18 protein-coding genes and 6 tRNA genes are annotated in these 16,628 nt (G+C 70.0%); 16 read left to right on the top strand and 8 right to left on the bottom strand.

Features of this window, described 5'->3' with window-relative positions:
• A partial coding sequence (locus tag CCN51_RS09700; protein WP_086859444.1) for a zf-TFIIB domain containing protein occupies positions 1 to 195 on the top strand: 195 nt, incomplete at its 5' end.
• A 130-nt stretch (positions 196 to 325) separates the two neighbouring features.
• Here CCN51_RS09700 and CCN51_RS09695 read toward each other — a convergent pair.
• The 4 genes from CCN51_RS09695 to CCN51_RS09680 form a co-directional block, all read right to left on the bottom strand.
• Positions 326 to 397: transfer RNA gene (locus tag CCN51_RS09695), tRNA-Val, on the bottom strand.
• Between the two features lie 23 nt (positions 398 to 420).
• Positions 421 to 492 (bottom strand) — tRNA-Val (locus tag CCN51_RS09690).
• 1 nt (position 493) lies between these two features.
• Positions 494 to 564: transfer RNA gene (locus CCN51_RS09685), tRNA-Cys, on the bottom strand.
• A gap of 28 nt (positions 565 to 592) precedes the next feature.
• Positions 593 to 665 (bottom strand) — tRNA-Gly (locus CCN51_RS09680).
• Between the two features lie 183 nt (positions 666 to 848).
• Here CCN51_RS09680 and CCN51_RS09675 point away from each other — a divergent pair.
• The 3 genes from CCN51_RS09675 to CCN51_RS09665 all read left to right on the top strand — a co-directional run bounded on the left by CCN51_RS09675 (position 849) and on the right by CCN51_RS09665 (position 3,676).
• Entirely contained in the window at positions 849 to 1,907 is a 1,059-nt protein-coding gene (locus CCN51_RS09675; RefSeq protein ID WP_014175024.1) for a chorismate-binding protein, read from the top strand.
• On the top strand, positions 1,904 to 2,731 hold the full coding sequence (locus tag CCN51_RS09670; RefSeq protein WP_014175023.1) for an aminotransferase class IV: 828 nt from the start codon (positions 1,904 to 1,906) through the stop codon (positions 2,729 to 2,731). The genes CCN51_RS09675 and CCN51_RS09670 overlap by 4 nt, the downstream gene beginning before the upstream one ends.
• A 96-nt stretch (positions 2,732 to 2,827) precedes the next feature.
• Positions 2,828 to 3,676, top strand: coding sequence for a GNAT family N-acetyltransferase (locus CCN51_RS09665; protein WP_014175022.1), 849 nt, complete (start codon positions 2,828 to 2,830; stop codon positions 3,674 to 3,676).
• 100 nt (positions 3,677 to 3,776) lie between these two features.
• Here the strand turns inward: CCN51_RS09665 and CCN51_RS09660 are convergent, their stop codons facing one another.
• Positions 3,777 to 4,307 carry a DsbA family protein gene (locus CCN51_RS09660; RefSeq protein WP_014175021.1) on the bottom strand — a complete coding sequence of 177 codons (531 nt, stop codon included), beginning with the start codon at positions 4,305 to 4,307 and terminating at the stop codon, positions 3,777 to 3,779.
• Between the two features lie 245 nt (positions 4,308 to 4,552).
• Between CCN51_RS09660 and CCN51_RS09655 the strand changes: the two genes are divergently transcribed.
• Both CCN51_RS09655 and CCN51_RS55780 read left to right on the top strand, forming a co-directional pair.
• Positions 4,553 to 4,987, top strand: coding sequence for a hypothetical protein (locus CCN51_RS09655; RefSeq protein WP_014175020.1), 435 nt, complete (start codon positions 4,553 to 4,555; stop codon positions 4,985 to 4,987).
• Positions 4,988 to 5,055: 68 nt separating this feature from the next.
• Positions 5,056 to 5,226 (top strand): hypothetical protein, encoded by a 171-nt coding sequence (locus CCN51_RS55780; protein ID WP_170061298.1) that lies wholly within the window; start codon positions 5,056 to 5,058, stop codon positions 5,224 to 5,226.
• Between the two features lie 65 nt (positions 5,227 to 5,291).
• Here CCN51_RS55780 and CCN51_RS09645 read toward each other — a convergent pair whose 3' ends face one another.
• Both CCN51_RS09645 and CCN51_RS09640 read right to left on the bottom strand, forming a co-directional pair.
• Positions 5,292 to 5,852: a CGNR zinc finger domain-containing protein gene (locus CCN51_RS09645; protein WP_014175019.1), complete on the bottom strand. Its 561-nt coding sequence runs from the start codon at positions 5,850 to 5,852 to the stop codon at positions 5,292 to 5,294.
• Between the two features lie 371 nt (positions 5,853 to 6,223).
• The gene (locus CCN51_RS09640; RefSeq protein WP_003959770.1) at positions 6,224 to 6,637 is read right to left on the bottom strand and encodes an SsgA family sporulation/cell division regulator; all 414 of its coding nucleotides are present in this window, start codon (positions 6,635 to 6,637) and stop codon (positions 6,224 to 6,226) included.
• Between the two features lie 191 nt (positions 6,638 to 6,828).
• Between CCN51_RS09640 and CCN51_RS09635 the strand changes: the two genes are divergently transcribed.
• From CCN51_RS09635 to CCN51_RS09595, 9 genes are all read left to right on the top strand, one after another.
• Positions 6,829 to 7,284, top strand: coding sequence for a TIGR02611 family protein (locus CCN51_RS09635; RefSeq protein ID WP_014175018.1), 456 nt, complete (start codon positions 6,829 to 6,831; stop codon positions 7,282 to 7,284).
• Positions 7,285 to 7,444: 160 nt separating this feature from the next.
• Positions 7,445 to 7,516, top strand: a tRNA-Val gene (locus CCN51_RS09630).
• A 236-nt stretch (positions 7,517 to 7,752) separates the two neighbouring features.
• Positions 7,753 to 9,033 carry an ABC transporter substrate-binding protein gene (locus tag CCN51_RS09625; RefSeq protein WP_043486421.1) on the top strand — a complete coding sequence of 427 codons (1,281 nt, stop codon included), beginning with the start codon at positions 7,753 to 7,755 and terminating at the stop codon, positions 9,031 to 9,033.
• A gap of 11 nt (positions 9,034 to 9,044) precedes the next feature.
• Positions 9,045 to 10,049, top strand: a complete 1,005-nt coding sequence (locus CCN51_RS09620; protein WP_014175016.1) for a carbohydrate ABC transporter permease — start codon at positions 9,045 to 9,047, stop codon at positions 10,047 to 10,049.
• Between the two features lie 29 nt (positions 10,050 to 10,078).
• Positions 10,079 to 10,903, top strand: coding sequence for a carbohydrate ABC transporter permease (locus CCN51_RS09615; protein WP_014175015.1), 825 nt, complete (start codon positions 10,079 to 10,081; stop codon positions 10,901 to 10,903).
• An 11-nt stretch (positions 10,904 to 10,914) separates the two neighbouring features.
• Entirely contained in the window at positions 10,915 to 11,532 is a 618-nt protein-coding gene (locus CCN51_RS09610; RefSeq protein WP_014175014.1) for a DUF624 domain-containing protein, read from the top strand.
• 91 nt (positions 11,533 to 11,623) lie between these two features.
• Positions 11,624 to 14,389, top strand: a complete 2,766-nt coding sequence (locus CCN51_RS09605) for an exo-rhamnogalacturonan lyase family protein (RefSeq protein WP_014175013.1) — start codon at positions 11,624 to 11,626, stop codon at positions 14,387 to 14,389.
• A gap of 59 nt (positions 14,390 to 14,448) precedes the next feature.
• The gene (locus CCN51_RS09600) at positions 14,449 to 14,916 is read left to right on the top strand and encodes an SRPBCC family protein (RefSeq protein ID WP_014175012.1); all 468 of its coding nucleotides are present in this window, start codon (positions 14,449 to 14,451) and stop codon (positions 14,914 to 14,916) included.
• 66 nt (positions 14,917 to 14,982) lie between these two features.
• Positions 14,983 to 15,054, top strand: a tRNA-Val gene (locus CCN51_RS09595).
• Positions 15,055 to 15,146: 92 nt separating this feature from the next.
• Here CCN51_RS09595 and CCN51_RS09590 read toward each other — a convergent pair.
• Positions 15,147 to 15,872: a 3'-5' exonuclease gene (locus CCN51_RS09590; RefSeq protein WP_014175011.1), complete on the bottom strand. Its 726-nt coding sequence runs from the start codon at positions 15,870 to 15,872 to the stop codon at positions 15,147 to 15,149.
• A gap of 161 nt (positions 15,873 to 16,033) precedes the next feature.
• Here CCN51_RS09590 and CCN51_RS09585 point away from each other — a divergent pair, with 161 nt between their 5' ends.
• Positions 16,034 to 16,612, top strand: a complete 579-nt coding sequence (locus CCN51_RS09585; protein WP_014175010.1) for a DUF4365 domain-containing protein — start codon at positions 16,034 to 16,036, stop codon at positions 16,610 to 16,612.
• Positions 16,613 to 16,628 lie beyond the last annotated feature (16 nt).

Genomic DNA, 16,628 nt, shown 5'->3' with positions numbered 1-16,628 from the left:
GACTACGGGGAGCTGGAGGCGCTGACCCGGCTCGAGTCGCAGTGGTCCACGCAGGCTCCGCCCGCACCTCCGGTGCCGCCGGCCGCTCAGGCGTACCCGGCCGCCCCCGCCCCCGCCTGGGGTGCCCCGCAGCACGGTCACCACGGGCACCACAAGCAGCACCGCAGCTTCGGGCGCATGCTCTTCTCTTCCTGAGCGCATACGACTGAGGGCCGGGGCGAGATGCCCCGGCCCTCGGCCGATCATGTGGACGATACTGGGATTGAANNCTCCCGCTGAGCTAATCGTCCTGAGGAACCACGACGGAGATCGCGGAACCGCGGTGTGCGCGATACTGGGATTGAACCAGTGACCTCTTCCGTGTCAGGGAAGCGCTCTCCCGCTGAGCTAATCGCGCGGGCGGGCCCGCAAGGGCCCGAGTGGACGATACTGGGATTGAACCAGTGACCTCTTCCGTGTCAGGGAAGCGCTCTCCCGCTGAGCTAATCGTCCGAGGTGGAGACGGGATTTGAACCCGTGTAGACGGCTTTGCAGGCCGTTGCCTCGCCTCTCGGCCACTCCACCAGACGCAGGGGCCGAAACCCCCACTCCGAGCGGACGACGAGATTCGAACTCGCGACCCTCACCTTGGCAAGGTGATGCTCTACCAACTGAGCCACGTCCGCAGGTGTCGTTTCTCCGGGGCGCTCCCGCGTCCCGGCGACGTGTTGAACTCTAGCGGATTCCGGGGCCAGCTCAAATTCCGTTTGCTCACCATGCTCCCTCCGTTTCCGCAGCGTGCCGCCGTGGGCCGCGGTCGGTACGCCCTCCCACCACACCGCCAAGGCGCCCGCCCTAGACTCGCAACCGTGTACGAGCTCCCCCCTCTCGCCCGCTTCGGCGGCCTCGTCGCCACCGATCTGTGTGATGTGACCAGCGACCCCGCGGCTCTGGAATCCGAGGGTTTCTGGGCGGTGGTCGCCGACTTCGAGGGCGGCTTGGTCTGCGCCCGCTTCGCGGACGTACGGCCCGAGCCCGTGCCGGCCCCGACGCCCGGCGGCTGGTCGGGTCCCGCCCCCGGGGACTGGACCTCATCGCTGGACCACGCCGCCTACACCGAGGGCGTACGGCGCATCCGGCGCTACATAGCGGCGGGCGAGGTGTACCAGGCGAACCTGTGCCGGGTCATGTCCGCGCCGCTGCCCGAGCCCGACCGCTCCGATGTGGACGAGCTCACCGCGCTGCTGGCCCTGGGCAACCCCGCCCCGTACGCCGGGACCGTCCGGCTGCCCGCGCATGGCGTGGAGGTCGCCACGGCCTCGCCCGAGCTGTTTCTGCGGCGGGACGGGCGGGTCGTCGAATCCGGCCCGATCAAGGGCACCGGGCGCGCGGCGGCGGACCTGCTGGAGAAGGACCACGCCGAGAACGTGATGATCGTGGACCTGGTCCGCAACGACCTGGGCCGGTGCTGCGCCACCGGGACGGTGACCGTCCCCGCGCTGTGCGCGGTCGAGCCGCACCCCGGTCTTGTCCACCTCGTCTCCACCGTGCGCGGCGAACTGGCTGCCGGTGCGGGCTGGCCTGAGCTGTTCGCGGCGGCGTTTCCGCCCGGATCCGTCACCGGGGCGCCCAAGTCCAGCGCGCTGCGCATCATTGAAGAGTTGGAGACCGCGCCCCGCGGCCCGTACTGCGGAGGCATCGGCTGGGTGGACGCCGACCGCGGCACCGGCGAGCTGGCGGTGGGGATACGGACCTTCTGGATCGACCGCGCGGCGGCCGGCGGCCCCGCGCTGCGCTTCGGCACCGGGGCGGGCATCACCTGGGGCTCCGACCCGGAGCGCGAATGGGACGAAACCGAACTCAAGGCCGCCCGGCTGCTCAAGGTGGCGGCGGGCGCATACCAGCCGACGGGAGGCATCGCACGATGACGCTCGCCATCTGGCTCGACGGCTCGCTGCGCGAGGCCGACAGCGCACAGGTGTCCGTCTTCGACCATGGACTGACGGTCGGCGACGGCGTCTTCGAGACGGTCAAGGCAGTCGACGGACGCGCCTTCGCCCTCACCCGCCATCTGCACCGGCTGGCCGGCTCGGCCCGCGGCCTCGGGCTGCCGGAACCGGACCTGGACGAGGTGCGGCGCGCCTGCGAGGCGGTGCTGCACGCCAACCCCGCGCCCCTCGGGCGGCTGCGGATCACCTACACGGGAGGGGTCTCACCGCTCGGCTCGGACCGGGGCACGGCGGGCCCCACGCTGGTCGTCGCGCTCGTCGACACCGACCGGCGGCCCGATACGACGGCGGTGGTCACGGTCCCCTGGACCCGTAACGAGCGCGGGGCGCTGGCCGGCCTGAAGACCACCTCGTACGGCGAGAACGTCGTGGCGCTCGCCCGGGCCCGGGAGCACGGTGCGAGCGAGGCGCTGTTCGGCAACACGGTCGGGCGGCTGTGCGAGGGCACCGGCTCCAATGTCTTCGTGGTCCTCGACGGCGAGCTGCACACCCCGCCCCTGGCCTCCGGCTGCCTCGCGGGCATCACGCGACAGCTCGTGCTCGACTGGGTGGGGGCGAAGGAGACCGATCTGCCCTTCGACGTACTGGAGCGGGCGGAAGAGATCTTCCTGACCTCCACCACCCGGGACGTCCAGGCCGTCCACCGGCTGGACGACCGGCCGTTGTCGGGCGCGCCGGGACCGGTCACCGGGGAGGCGATGCGTATCTTCGCCGAGCGGGCGGCCGACGACCTCGACCCCTGAGCCGGCCAACAGTCCCCGGGCGGCGGGCGGGTCGCCGCTCGGGGGAGGTACGGAAAACATGGTGACGATCGTCGGCGAGCCAGGTAGAACACCATCGTGACCACCATCCTGCGGCCCACCGGGCCGGAACAGCGCACCGACGCGGGCGGGCGGGCCCGCTCGTACGAGGTGTGTGTCAACGGCCGCCCCGTCGGCTCGCTCCACCTCGCCACGGACGACCGGCTGGGCCCGGAGGTGGGGCGGATCGAGCGGCTGGACATCGATGAGCCGGACCGCCACCGCGGCCGGGGCACGGTCGCCGCGCTGGCCGCCGAGGAGGTGCTGCGCGGCTGGGGCTGTACGCAGGTTGAGGTCAGCATCCCGGCGCAGACCACGACCGCGCTCGGGCTCGCGGGCGCGCTCGGCTTCAGCGAGCGCGGCCGCAACATGGTCAAGGAGCTGTCCGAGGCGCCCGAGCTGCCGCCGGGCAGCGAGGTGCGGGCCATGGGGGAGGCGGAATACCCGGCCTGGTTCGAGCACGAGCGGGCCGAGTACATCCGTAGCTGGACGGATCGGGGAGTGGCCGAGGAAGCGGCGCGGGCCAAGGCGGACGCCGCCTACGCGACCCTGCTGCCGGACGGCCCCGCGACGCCCGGCGCCCTGCTGCGCGTCCTCGCTCACGACGGTACGGACGTGGGCACCGTGTGGCTGGCGATACGCCCCGAGGAGGCGGCGGAGGCAGCGGGCGCCCTCGAGGGCTATGTCTACGGCGTCGAGGTCGCCGAGGAGCACCGCGGCCACGGCCACGGCCGTACGCTCATGCTGGCCGCCGAGCGAGACGGCCTGGCGGCGGGGGCCCGCACGATCGGGCTGCATGTCTTCGGCGGCAACGCCCCGGCGCTGCGGCTGTACGAGTCGCTTGGCTACCGGCCGACCGAGTACCACCTGTTCAAGCAGCTGCTCTGAGCCCAGGGACACCGGCTGACGCCCCCCGGGACACCGGCTGACGCCCACCCGGGGGGCACCGGCTGGCGCTCCCCCCGGAGCGCTCGGCCCGGTCCCTGGCTCAGCCGCCGGCGAGCAGCCGGTCGGCGATCGCCTCGATGCGCTCGCGCAGGCCCTCCTGGCTCTTCCCGCCGTCCAGCCGCTCGCCGCCGATCACATACGTCGGGGTGCCGCTCACCCCGATCGCCTTGCCCTCGGCCTGGTCCGCGTCCACGATCAGGATGTGCCGCCCGTCGATCAGCGCGGTGTCCATCTCCTCGGCGTCAAGACCCAGCTCCCGCGCCATCTCCACCAGCAGCACCTCGCCACGCGCTCCCAGCTCCTCGGCGCGGGCCAGGACGGCCTCGGCGTACGGCCAGCCCCGGCCCTGCACGATGGCCTCCTCGAGGGCCTGGGCGGCCGCGTGGGCGTGCTTGTGCTTCTCCAGCGGGAAATGCCGTATGCGGATCTCCAGGGCGTCGCCGTAGCGGGCGCGCAGCGCGTGCAGATCGGTCTGTGAGCTACGGCAGTCGGGGCACTGGAGCTCGCACCACACATCGAGCATGATCGGCTCGGCGGGTTCAGCGGGCCTGGCAGGCTGGGGGTCGCTCATGGGGTCAGTCTTCCAGCCCGGAGCCGCGTCCTCCGAATCAGGACGGGAAGCCTCGGCCCGTGAGGGCTGCGCCGCGGACTCGGCCCCGGGGACCGGACCCGCGGATGCGGACTCGGCCCAGGGGAGGAGCCGTTCCCCGGAGATGTCCCTGATCCTCGTCCCCGGGAAGGTCGGGATACCGCCCTGAGGGTGCACGATGGATACCCGGGACCCGATCCCAGGTATCCGATCGCCAGGAGGACCCGATGCTGACCGACACCGTCTGCGCCGCGGCGTCCGCGGCGGGACTCGCGGTCGCCTTTGTGACGGCGTACCGCAAGCGTTTCCTGGCCGCGACCCGTATCGCCGCCTACGCGCTGCTGCCGGTGGGGCTGGCGATGACGGGCATCCTGGACTGGATCGCCGATCTGGTTTTCAAGCCGAGCGTGTGGCTGGGCTTCGGGGTGCTCGGCCTGTCCTGGCTGCTGTTCATGGTGACCCGGGCGGTGGAGCGCCGGGGCGGTGGCACCCGCAAGGAGCGGCGCGCCGCCGCGGCGGCGGAGCGGGGCGGGGCTCAGGCCCCCGCGCTGGGCGCGGGCGGCGGGCTGCGGGGATCCAGGGGCGCGGCCAAGTCCGGAGGCAGCTCGGGCACGGACGACTTCTCGGATATCGAGGCCATTCTCAAAAAGCACGGAATCTGACGCCCAACCGGTCAATACCAGCTCTCCGGTCGCAGGCGGGGTCCCCCTGCGCCATGATCTTGCGCGAGATGCTGCAATCACCCGGGGAGCGATCCCCTATCGAACGACCCCCTGCACCGCCGAGCGAAGAGCCGCGTGGCTGTCTCTTCGCCCTTTCCCAGCCACCGCTGATGCTGTTCCTCGCGTTCATATTCACCCTGCTCTTCGTCACCGCCGTCCACGACCTCTACCGGTGGTGACCGCCACCGCCCCCGGAGGCGCCGCCGTCGGCACCGCCATCGTCAGCACGACCGTCGACGCGGCCTCAGCCCGCTGCCGCCTCCCGGCGCCGGGCGCGATAGGCGGCCACATGCAAGCGATTGCCGCAGGTGCGGCTGTCGCAGTAGCGCCGTGATCGGTTGCGCGAGAGGTCGACGAAGGCATGCCCGCAATCCGGCGCCTCGCAGCGCCGCAGCCGCTCCCGCTCGCCCGCCACCACGAGGAACGCGAGCGCCATACCGCCGTCGGCGGCCAGGTGCTCGGCCAGGGACGCCCCTGGGGCGAAGTAGTGCACATGCCAGTCGTAGCTGTCGTGGTCGGTGAGCCGGGGGGTGGTGCCGGCCGCGGCGACCATCGCGTTGAGCAGTTCGGCGGCGCGCCGGGAATCGGCCGCGGCGAACACCTCGGCGAATCGGGCGCGCACCGCCCGTACGGCCACCAGGTCCCGCTCCCCGAGCGTGCCGACGTCGCTGATGGCGTGCTGCGCCACGAAGCGGCGCAGCACGGCGACGTCCGCGAGGTCGTCCGGGCCCTCACCTTCGGGCGTGGTGTTCACCAGAGCGACGACCGCGTCGAGCGCGCACCGGGTGTCGTGGTTGATCAGCACGGTTGGCTCCCTGGCCGGCCGGATCGGAGGCTGCTCTCGCCTGCCCTTCGATCTGACCGACTCTAGCGGCGTCCGCCCCCATGTGTGACAACTACGGCCCGTATGACAACCGCCCATGACAACTGGTGACCGCTGACAACGGTGATCACCAACAACCGGTGACGCCGTACGACCAGACGCCGTACGACCATACGAGACGACGGTGCCGTCGCCGCGGACCACTCCGCGGCGACGACACCGTCGCCTGCTGCCATATGCCGTTGTCTGCCGTTGTCGATATCGACATGACGTTGATGTCGCTGCCTGCATGCCGCGGCCGGGCTCGCGCCGTCTCCCCGAGTCGGACGGCCGCGCTCAGCGCTCGCCGGGGCTCAGCTCTCCGCCAGGATGTGGGAGAGTTCCGTGTCGAGGTCGAAGTGGCGGTGCTCGGTGCCGGGTGGCACCGCAGCGTCGGTTCGCTTGAGGAAGGACTCCAGGGCCCGCGCCGGGGCCTCGAGCAGAGCCTCTCCTTCCGGGGAGCTCAGGGCGATGCAGACGACGCCCTGGCCATGACTGCGGGACGGCCACACGCGGACGTCGCCGGTGCCTGTGGGCCGGTGCAGGCCCTCGGCGAGCAGGTCGCGGGCGAAGACCCACTCGACCGTCTCTTCGGCTCCGGTGTGGAAGGTGGCGTGCACGGCGTAGGGATCGGCCGTGTCGTACCGCAGGCCCGCGGGTACAGGCAGTGACGACTCGCTCGACACAACGAGGCGCAGGTGCAGCTCGCAGCTGACCGTGGTGTTCATAAGCGCCAGGGCCTTTCGCTCAGTGTGCGCTCGGGGATTCGCACGTCGGCGAAATCGACATGCCACCTACGGTGCCGTTGTAAACCCCTCTGCCCGTTTTGTGGTCCTTCTAGTAGCTCTAGCAGCGGAGTCTCCGGGTGGTCGGTACCGCCATTCCGGTGAACTCTTTTCGATCAGGTAAGTTGGGTCACATGAACGCGGAGAGTGACGAGCGGCAGGACGTCGCCGGATCGGCGGCTTCCGGGGCCGCGGCGGGGGAAGGTGCTTCTGGTGAGCCGGTCTTCGGCTCGCGGGCGCCGCACTTCATCCAGAGGTCCCGGGCGTTGCATCTGAGCTGGCAGGTCGGGGTGTTCCTGGTCGGGCTCGCGGTGGTGGTCATCGGCATCATCATGCTGCCGCTGCCAGGGCCCGGATGGCTGGTGATCTTCGCCGGTATGGCGATCTGGGCCACCGAGTTCGTCTGGGCCCAGCTGGTGCTGCGCTGGACCAAGCGGAAGGTCACGGAGGCGGCCCAGCGCGCCCTGGATCCCCGGGTGCGCAAGCGGAACATCATTCTGACCACGATCGCCGTGGTGATTTGCGCCGCGGCCATGGCGGTGTATGTGTGGAAGTTCGGGCTCGTCATGCCCTGGAAGATCAAGGAGTGACGGGCGCGGGCCGGCCGCCGGCCGGGGGCACCTCCCGGCGGTAGCTGGGGGCGAGCCGAAGGGGCGCGGATGCGGCTGGTCATGAGCATGGCCGGGGTGCGGTGCCGAGTGCACTGGTCATGGGCACGGTCCGGCATGCGCTAATGTTGGGCGTGCGCCAGGGCGATTAGCTCAGTGGGAGAGCGCTTCGTTCACACCGAAGAGGTCACTGGTTCGAACCCAGTATCGCCCACCCTGCAACCGAGGGCCCGGAGGCTTGATGCCTCCGGGCCCTCGGTGTTGTTACGCGCAGTGATGGCCGGATCCCGGCGCTTCGGTGAAGCGCTTCGACTGATCCTGTCCGAACCGTTGACGTCCGCCGACTGCGTCCCTAACTTAGCCCGGCAAGCGCTTGCCTAAAACGTTTCAAGGATCATTGATGTGAAGGCTCGTTGGGCAGTCGGACGACCTGCCCGGGAGGGGCGTCTCATGAGTGCTCGATGGGTGCGAGGGAGCAGAGGGCTGCGGGCGGCCGCGGTGGGGCTGCTGGGGCTGGGGCTGCTGGCGTCGGGATGCGGTGGGAACGGCGGGGGCTCGGGCGATGGCACGGTGACCATCCGCTACTCCTGGTGGGGCGCGAAGGACCGCGCCGAGCTGATCCAGAAGACGGTCAAGCTGTTTGAGAAGAAGTATCCGAAGATCAAGGTGAAGACGGACTTCGCCGAGTACGCCGACTTCTGGAGCAAGTTCAATACCCAGGCCGCGGGCGGAAACCCGCCCGATGTCTTCCAGAATTCCGTCGCTTTTCTGCGCAAGTACGGCGAGAAGAACATCCTGCTCGATCTGAATCAGCAGGTGAAGGCCGGAAACCTGAGCATGAAGGACTTCCGGGCCGGTCTGGAGAAGGCCGGTGAGGTCGACGGCAAGCTCTACGGCGTGCCGGTCGGCGTCAACACCTTCGCCATGTTCTACAACCCCGCCGAGTTCAAGAAGGTCGGGGTGACCCCCAAGGACGGCTGGACCTGGGACCAGTTCTTCTCCGCGGCCGAGAAGATCAGCCAGGACAAGGGGGACCTCTTCGGCGCCAGTGACAACGCCGGGGTGATGTACCTCTACGACCTGTATCTGCGCCAGCAGGGCAAGGCCTTCTTCACCGAGGACAAGAAGCTCGGGTTCACCGAGGACGACCTCAAGAAGTGGTGGGGCGACTGGTACGGGAAGAACAAGGACGGCGTGCTGGTCCCGGCCAAGAAGAGCGAGCAGGTCAAGCCCAAGGCCACCATCAGCGCCGACCTCGCCGCCGCCGAGTTCACCTGGGACAACTTCCTGGTCCGCTTCGCGGCGGAGACCAAGACCGACCTCGACCTCGGCCCGATCCCGACCCTGGACGGGAAGAAGACCGGGCAGTACCTCTCCTCGCTGATGCTGAGCGGTTCCGCGCGTACCCAACACCCCAAGGAAGTCGCGAAGTTCATCGACTTCATGACCCATGACCCCGAGGTCGGCAAGATCATGGGCTACAACCGCGGGGTGCTGCCCACCAACGCGCAGTACGACGCGTTCAAGCCCACCGGTGTGAACGCCAAGATCGCCCAGTACGAGGAGAGCGTCACCGACAAGCTGGAGCCGATCACTCCGCACCCGGCCGGCGCGGATGTCGCCGAGGCCGCGTTCCTGCGCATCTACGGCCAGGTCAGCCAGGGCAAGACCTCGGTGGACGACGCCGTGGACCAGTTCTTCAGCGAGGCGAAGACCGCGCTCGGCTCCTGAGGAGATCCCCCGTGACCCCCACCAAGACCCCTGCGGCGGACGGCCTCACACACAAGGCCCCCGCGCCGCGGGAGGCCAAGGCCCCGCGCTCCGCCCCCGCCGCCGCCCTCGCGCGGCGGCGGGGGCGCCGGGAGACGCTGGCCGGGTATCTCTTCCTGACGCCGTGGTGCATCGGGATCCTGCTGCTCACCCTCGGCCCGATGCTCGTCTCGCTCTACCTGGCGTTCACCGACTACAACCTCTTCGACTCGCCCAAGTGGGTGGGCCTGAGGAACTTCCGCGAGATGTTCCGGGACGACCGGTGGTGGACCTCGGTCGATGTGACGGTGAAGTACGTCCTGATCGGCACCCCGCTGAAGCTGCTGTTCGCGCTCGGCGTGGCGCTGCTGCTGGTCAAGCCCCGTAAGGGGCAGGGCTTCTACCGCTCGGCCTTCTACGCCCCGTCCCTGATCGGCGCCAGCGTCAGCATCGGCGTCGTCTGGCGGTCGATCTTCCAGGACGATGCGATCGTCGACAAGTCGATGAGTCTCTTCGGCTGGGACGTGGGCGGCTGGATCGGCGATCCGGACTGGATGCTGCCCACGCTCATCTCGCTGACCGTCTGGCAGTTCGGCGCCCCGATGGTGATCTTCCTGGCCGGGCTCAAACAGGTGCCCCGCGAGCTGTACGAGGCCGCGGAGATGGACGGCGCGGGCCGCTGGCGCCGGTTCCGTTCCATCACCCTGCCGATGATCTCCCCGGTGCTCTTCTTCAATCTGCTGCTGGAGATCATCCACTCGTTCCAGATCTTCACCTCGGCGGTGGTCATCGGCGGCACCGGAGGCTCCGGGGCGGGCGGTCCCGCCGACTCGCTGCTGGTCTACACCTGGTACCTGTACGAGCAGGGCTTCCGCCAGATGCGCATGGGCTACGCCTCCGCGATGGCCTGGATGCTGATGCTCGGCATCGGGCTGGTGACGGTGGTGCTGTTCAAGACCCAGCGGGGCTGGGTGCACTACGAGGAGGACACCCGGTGAGTGCCTTGAGCGGTACGGCCCGGCGCAGGATGCGGTCCCTGGGCTGGCATGTGGGCGCGCTCGCGCTGCTGGCCGTGATCCTCTACCCCGTGGTGTGGGTGATCGGGGCCTCGTTCAAGCCTGGGGACAAGATCGTCGGCAGTCTGCAACTGCTGCCCACCGACCCCATCACCGACAACTACCGGCGGCTGTCCGAGGGCATCGCCGACATCCCGCTCACCAGCTTCTTCTACAACTCGCTGATCATCGCGGTGGGTTCGGTGGTCGGGGTGCTGTTCTCCTGCTCCCTGGCGGCCTACGCCTTCGCCAGGGTCCGCTTCGCGGGGCGCAATCTGCTGTTCTCAGTCATGATCGCCACGCTGCTGCTGCCCTTCCAGGTGCTGATCATTCCGCAGTATGTGCTGTTCCAGAAGCTGGACTGGATCAACACCTTTGTGCCGCTGCTGCTCGGCAAATACCTGGCCGTGGACGCCTTCTTCGTCTTCCTGCTGATGCAGTTCATGCGCAACCTGCCGAAGGAGCTGGACGAGGCGGCCCGTATCGACGGCTGCGGCCATCTGCGCATCTACTGGAACATCGTGCTGCCGCTGTGCCGCCCCGCCCTGATCACCAGCGCGATCTTCAGCTTCATCTGGTCCTGGAACGACTTCATCGGACCGCTGCTCTATCTGAACACCCAGGACAAGTACACGGTCTCGCTCGCCCTGAAGATGTTCATCGACCAGGACACCGTCGCGGACTACGGCGGCATGGTCGCCATGTCGCTGGTGGCGCTGGCGCCGGTGCTGCTGTTCTTCCTCGCCTTCCAGCGCTATCTGGTCGAGGGCGCGGCGACCTCCGGGCTCAAGGGCTGAGGGGCGGCGCCATGGGCGTACGGGAGGCGGGCGCGCGGTCACGGACCGGGCGGGCGGCGGCGCGGCGGGACTCGCGGCTGTTCCTCTTCTCGGTGTTCGCCGAGTCCCTGCTGACCGGGGTGTGGGTGGTGCTCGCCGCCCTGCCCGTGGTCACCCTGCTGCCCGCCTTCGCGGCCGGGTGCGCACATCTGCGCCGCCACTTGGACGGTGAGCGGTCCACATGGCGGGATTTCCTCTCCACTCTGCGGGAGGCGCTGGGCAGCGGCTGGCGGTTCTCCCTGCTGTGGTGGGCGGCCCTCGCGCTGCTCGCCTTCGATCTGCGCGTGGCCCGCTCCGGGGCCCTGCCCGGCGGGCCCGCGCTGATCGCCGTGAGCGTGGCGGGGACGCTCGCGGTGATCGTGCTCGGGCTGCGTACGGCCGCGCAGTGGCGGCCCGGCCTCGGCTGGCCCGCCGTGGCCCGCGCCGCCGTACGCCGCGGCCTCGGCGCCGACCTGGGCGGGTCGCTGCTGCTCGTCGGCGGGCTCGCGGTGGTCACCGTCGCCGCCTGGCAGCTGCTGCCGCTGGTCGCGCCCGCGGTCGGCGCCCTCGCGGCCTGCGCCGTCGCGGTGGAACGGCGCTCCCACTTCTGACAGCACGACCCCTTTCTTGCTTCTGACAGCACGACCCCTCTTGAGCCAATCACGTCATGCACCGCACCTGACCCCCGTTGAAAGGTTGCGCATGTCTCCGATCCCCCGACGCAACGTGCTCAAGGCAGCCGCCGTCGCCGGCGCCGCGACCCCCTTCTCCTGGCTGCTCGCGGGCAACGCCCAGCAGGCCGCAGCCGCCGACAAGACGGACAAGGCCGACAAGGCGGCGGACGACCCTGTCGACATCACCTGGCTGGAGGACGGCGGCCTGGGCGCGGCCGCGGGCAGCACGTTCGGCGTGCCCTGGCCGAAGGGTGCCCAGCGGGCGGACCAGAAGTTCGCGCTGGCCACGGCAGACGGCAAGGATGTGCCCCTGCAGACCTGGGCCACCGCCTACTGGCCCGACGGCTCGCTCAAGTGGACCGCGCACGCGGCGGCGGAAGGGCTCGACGGCGCCACCGCGTACCGCCTGACGGCCGGCGAACCCGCCGCGCCCGCCGAGAAGGTCACCGTCTCCGAGAGCGGCGGCAAGATCACCGTGGACACCGGGGTGATCAAGGCCGTGATCGGCAAGGACGGCGGGAAGCTCGTACGGTCCATCACCCGGGGCGGCACCGAGATCGCCCGCGACGGCCGCCTCGTCCTGCTCCGCCAGGGCGATATCGACGACGGCGACCACGGCAGCGCCAAGTGGGAGCGGTTCGACGGCGAGATCAGCGGCGCCAAGGCCGAGCAGAAGGGTCCCGTCCGCGCCGTCGTCCGTATCGACGGCAAGCATCGCAAGGGCGGCCGCGGCTGGCTCCCCTTCAGCGTCCGGCTCTACTTCTACGCGGGCGCCGACTCCTTCCGTATGGTCCACACCATCACCTTCGACGGCGACCAGACCGGCGGTCATGAGTCGGGGGACTTCATCCGCGGTCTGGGCGTGCGCTTCTCCGTGCCGATGCGCGACGAGGCGTACGACCGGCACATCCGGATCGCGGGCGAGGGTAAGGGGTTTCTGACCGAGGCGGTCAAGGGCATCACCGGGCTGCGCCGCGACCCCGGCGCGGCCGTCCGCAAGGCCCAGTTCGAGGGCGAGAAGCTGCCCGATCCGGCCACCTGGGACCAGCGGGTGACCACCCGGCTGCACCTCATCCCCACCTGGGGCGACTACACCCTCTCCCAGCTGTCCGCCGACGGTTTCACGCTGCGCAAGCGCACCAAGCCGGGCCACGGCTGGATCCCCGCGGGCGGAGGCGGCCGGGCGAGCGGCTTCGGTTATGTGGGCGGTGCCAGCGGCGGACTGTCCTTCGGACTGCGCGACTTCTGGGAGAAGTTCCCCGCCCAGCTCGACATCCGCGGCGCCGCGGGCGACGAGGCCGAGGTCACGCTGTGGCTGTGGTCGCCCGAGGCCCAGCCGATGGATCTGCGCTTCTACCACGACGGCATGGGCCAGGACACCTACGCCGAACAGCTCGAAGGACTCAACATCACCTACGAGGACTACGAGCCGAAGTTCGGCACCCCGTACGGCATCGCGCGCACCAGCGAGCTGATGTTCTGGGCCAACGGCGCCACGCCGAGCGCCGAGACGCTGGTCGCCCAGGCCGCCGCCGTACGCACCCCGCCCCAACTGGCCGCCGGACCCGCCGATCTGGCCCGCGCCAAGGTCTTCGGCGGTCTGTTCGCCCCCGTGGACCGCTCGACCGCCGCCAAGGCGAAGATCGAGGACCATCTGGACTTCCTCTTCACCTACCACAAGGGCCAGGCCGAACAGCGCCGCTGGTACGGCTTCTGGGACTACGGCGACATCATGCACACGTACGACGAGGACCGGCACCAGTGGCGGTACGACGTCGGCGGCTACGCCTGGGACAACTCCGAACTGTCACCCGACCTATGGCTCTGGTACGCCTATCTGCGCTCCGGCCGCGCCGACATCTTCCGGTTCGCGGAGGCCATGACCCGGCACACCGGCGAAGTGGACGCCTACCACCTCGGGACATGGGCCGGCCTCGGCACCCGGCACGGCGTACAGCACTTCGCGGACAGCGCCAAACAGCAGCGCATCTCCACCGCCGTCTACCGGCGCCCCTACTACTACCTCACCGCCGACGAGCGCGTCGGCGACATCATGAGCGCCCTCGTCGACTCCGACGAGACCTTCCTCGTCCTCGACCCGCTGCGCAAGGTCCGCACCGACCCCGACTACGAGCCGGACCCGCACGCCCTGTCCATCGGCTTCGGCACCGACTGGAGCGGGCTCGCCGGGGCGTGGCTCACCGAATGGGAGCGGCGCGGCCCCAAGGCCGAGAAGGCCGAGGCCAGACTGCGCAGCACCATGGAGACCATCGCGGCCCAGCCCAACGGCTTCGTCCAGGGCTCCGGGCTCTACGACCTCTCCACCGGCAAGTACGCCGTCGAGACCGAGGCGAAGGTCAGCGTCTCCCATCTGTCCGCGGTCTTCGGCCTCGTCGAGATGTGCGCCGAGCTGATCGACCTGATCGACATGCCCGAGTTCAAGGAGGCGTGGCTGGACTACTGCCGCTACTTCAACGCCACCAAGGCCGAGCAGAAGGCCCGCTACGGCACGGACTTCGGCTCGCTGCTGCTCTTCCAGGGCCACTCGCGGCTCGACGCCTACGCGGGGGCGCAGCTCAAGGACGAGGCGCTGATCAAACGCGCCTGGCAGAAGTTCTCCGGGGGCGACGGCTACCCCGACGCCACGACCGACTGGAGGACGGTCAAGCTGGAAGGGCCCGATGTGCTGGAGCCCGGGGTCGAGGCCGCCTGGGTGTCCACCAACTCCACCGCCCAGTACGGGCTGGCCGCGATCCAGAACCTCGCGCTGGTCGGGGACAAGCTGCCCGGCTGAGCCGGATGGACCCGGTCCCGGGGGCCGCTCCCGGGCCCGGTCCAGCGCAGACTGGAGAGATGGACTGGTGCCGTTACCGCTTCCGGAGCCACTGGGACCTCGACGCCCCGCCCGCCGCCGTCTACCGGCTGCTCGCCGCGGGCGACGAGTATCCCCGGTGGTGGCCGCAGGTCCGCGAGGCGGTCAGGACAGGGGAGTGGACCGGCACCGCCCGTTTCCGCTCGGTGGTCCCGTACGACCTGGTCGTCACCGTCGGCGAGGTGCGCCAGGACCCTGTGGCGGGGGTGCTGGAGCTGGCGCTCTCCGGTGATCTGGAGGGGTGGGTGCGCTGGACCGTGAAGGCGCGTGGCACCGGCGCACGCGCTCTCTTCGAACAGGAGGTGGTGGCCCGCAAGCCGCTCCTACGCCTCCTCGCGCTCCCCGGCCGACCCCTCTTCCGCATCAACCACGCGCTGATGATGCGGGGCGGGCGGCGAGGGCTGCGGGCCTACCTGGCCGCGCCGCCGCCCGGGGCGCATTCGGTTTGAACGAAACCGACCGCGACCTGTATTGTTCAGGTCGTTCCACCGGGGAGGACCCCACCGGGACACCCGGGGCGATTAGCTCAGTGGGAGAGCGCTTCGTTCACACCGAAGAGGTCACTGGTTCGAACCCAGTATCGCCCACCTCATGAGGCCGGGCCGCCAGCAGGCGGTCCGGCCTCGACGCATATCCGGGCCTGGACACGTATCCGGGCCTCGACGCATATCCGGCGGGCCTACGCCGCGGCGGGCAGCTCCGGCCGCATCGGCCAGGCCGGGTCGCACACCTCCTGCGAGCCGTTGAGCGCGAACCACGCCTGCAGACCGCGGGCCTGCGCCGCGTACCACACCGTCTGCCGGTCATGCAGCTCCGCGGGCGTCATCGTGCCCAGCCGGGAGGTGAAGCGGCGGCCCACCGCCCGCACCACTTCCAGCGAGGCCGTGGCGTCCGCCGCCGCGTCATGCGCGCCCGTCAACTCCACGCCGTAATGGGCGCACAGATCGGTGAGCGTGCGGCGGCCCTTGCGATAACGGTCCAGGTGCTTGTCCAGCACCCGGGGGTCGAGGACGGTCAGCGAGCGCAGCGAGACATACGTGGACAGGCTCGCATTGCGGTGCCGCTTCAACTCCCGGTCCAGCAGGGTCAGATCGAACGGCGCGTTCATCACCACCACCGGGGTGCCCCGGGCGGCCTGCTCCGCCAGCGCCCGCGCCACCTCGTCCACCACCGGCGCCGGCCACCTGCCGTGCCGCTGCAGATGCGAGTCGGTCAGCCCATGTATCGCGCTCGCGGCCTCCGGCACCGGTATCCCCGGGCTCACCAGCCAACGCCTGACCTCCGGCAGACTCCCGGCCCCCCGCTGGACCACCAACGCGGCCGACACGATCCGGTCCTGCTCTACATCGATCCCTGTGGTCTCCGTATCGAATGCGGCGAGAGGCCCCTCGAACCAGGACGGCATGGCCTCAACTCCTCGTGCTCGCTCACCAAATGGCATCTACGACCCCGCCCCACCTGGTGATACCCGTCGAGAGTGGGCCGAACCGCCGCCGTTTGCCGAGCTCCTGACGCGGAGACAACACAGGTGTACCAATCCGGCAATTCCGGAAGGCGCTCGACGACATGGCGTTCGCGCAGCCCGACCCGGCCACGCCGGCGAGCAGTCTGCTGTCCGAGCGGATCGCACCGCCGCGAGGCTCCCTCGCCACCACCGCCTGTATGGAGACCCTGCAGGTCGGCTATCTGCACGCGGTCGCGGCGGCCGCCGGCTGCTCCTTGGCGCAGCCTTTCCCCGACCACGGCATCGACTGGCACCTCAGCCACAGCGCGCGCGGACACACCGTCGACGACGAAGTGACGATCAAGGTGCAGCTCAAGGCCACCTACCAGATCGCCCCCCGCCCGCCCGGGCCGACCTTCTCCTTCACCCTCGACAACGACCACCTGATCAAACTGGCCCGGACCCCGGTCTCGGTCCACAAGATCCTCGTCGTCATGATCGTGCCGCGCGCCCGGGACGACTGGGTGCGCGCCGGTCACGACCGCCTGGCGCTGCGCCACTGCTGCTACTGGACCAACCTGGCCGGCCACCCCGTCACGGGCAGCCGCCGGACCACCGTGCGGATCCCGACCTCGAGGATCTTCGACGACCGCGCGCTCTGCGAGATCATGTCCCGGGTCGGGGCGGGAGGGAAACCCTGATGGACCGGTACCGCCC

This window comes from Streptomyces milbemycinicus, from assembly GCF_002154605.1.
In the GTDB taxonomy this organism is placed as follows: Bacteria; Actinomycetota; Actinomycetes; order Streptomycetales; family Streptomycetaceae; genus Streptomyces; species Streptomyces milbemycinicus.
Note: the sequence above shows the minus strand (reverse complement) of the source record. Positions and strands in the feature narration are given on the sequence as shown.

What these genes read in the sequence shown, in the direction of transcription:
- CCN51_RS09670 (WP_014175023.1), top strand. Translation starts at nt 1,904, where the DNA reads ATGACGCTCGCCATCTGGCTCGACGGCTCGCTGCGCGAGGCCGACAGC.
- CCN51_RS09660 (WP_014175021.1), bottom strand. Translation starts at nt 4,307, where the DNA reads ATGAGCGACCCCCAGCCTGCCAGGCCCGCTGAACCCGCCGAGCCGATC.
- CCN51_RS09655 (WP_014175020.1), top strand. Translation starts at nt 4,553, where the DNA reads ATGCTGACCGACACCGTCTGCGCCGCGGCGTCCGCGGCGGGACTCGCG.
- CCN51_RS55780 (WP_170061298.1), top strand. Translation starts at nt 5,056, where the DNA reads ATGCTGCAATCACCCGGGGAGCGATCCCCTATCGAACGACCCCCTGCA.
- CCN51_RS09640 (WP_003959770.1), bottom strand. Translation starts at nt 6,637, where the DNA reads ATGAACACCACGGTCAGCTGCGAGCTGCACCTGCGCCTCGTTGTGTCG.
- CCN51_RS09635 (WP_014175018.1), top strand. Translation starts at nt 6,829, where the DNA reads ATGAACGCGGAGAGTGACGAGCGGCAGGACGTCGCCGGATCGGCGGCT.
- CCN51_RS09625 (WP_043486421.1), top strand. Translation starts at nt 7,753, where the DNA reads ATGAGTGCTCGATGGGTGCGAGGGAGCAGAGGGCTGCGGGCGGCCGCG.
- CCN51_RS09615 (WP_014175015.1), top strand. Translation starts at nt 10,079, where the DNA reads ATGCGGTCCCTGGGCTGGCATGTGGGCGCGCTCGCGCTGCTGGCCGTG.
- CCN51_RS09610 (WP_014175014.1), top strand. Translation starts at nt 10,915, where the DNA reads ATGGGCGTACGGGAGGCGGGCGCGCGGTCACGGACCGGGCGGGCGGCG.
- CCN51_RS09605 (WP_014175013.1), top strand. Translation starts at nt 11,624, where the DNA reads ATGTCTCCGATCCCCCGACGCAACGTGCTCAAGGCAGCCGCCGTCGCC.
- CCN51_RS09600 (WP_014175012.1), top strand. Translation starts at nt 14,449, where the DNA reads ATGGACTGGTGCCGTTACCGCTTCCGGAGCCACTGGGACCTCGACGCC.
- CCN51_RS09590 (WP_014175011.1), bottom strand. Translation starts at nt 15,872, where the DNA reads ATGCCGTCCTGGTTCGAGGGGCCTCTCGCCGCATTCGATACGGAGACC.
- CCN51_RS09585 (WP_014175010.1), top strand. Translation starts at nt 16,034, where the DNA reads ATGGCGTTCGCGCAGCCCGACCCGGCCACGCCGGCGAGCAGTCTGCTG.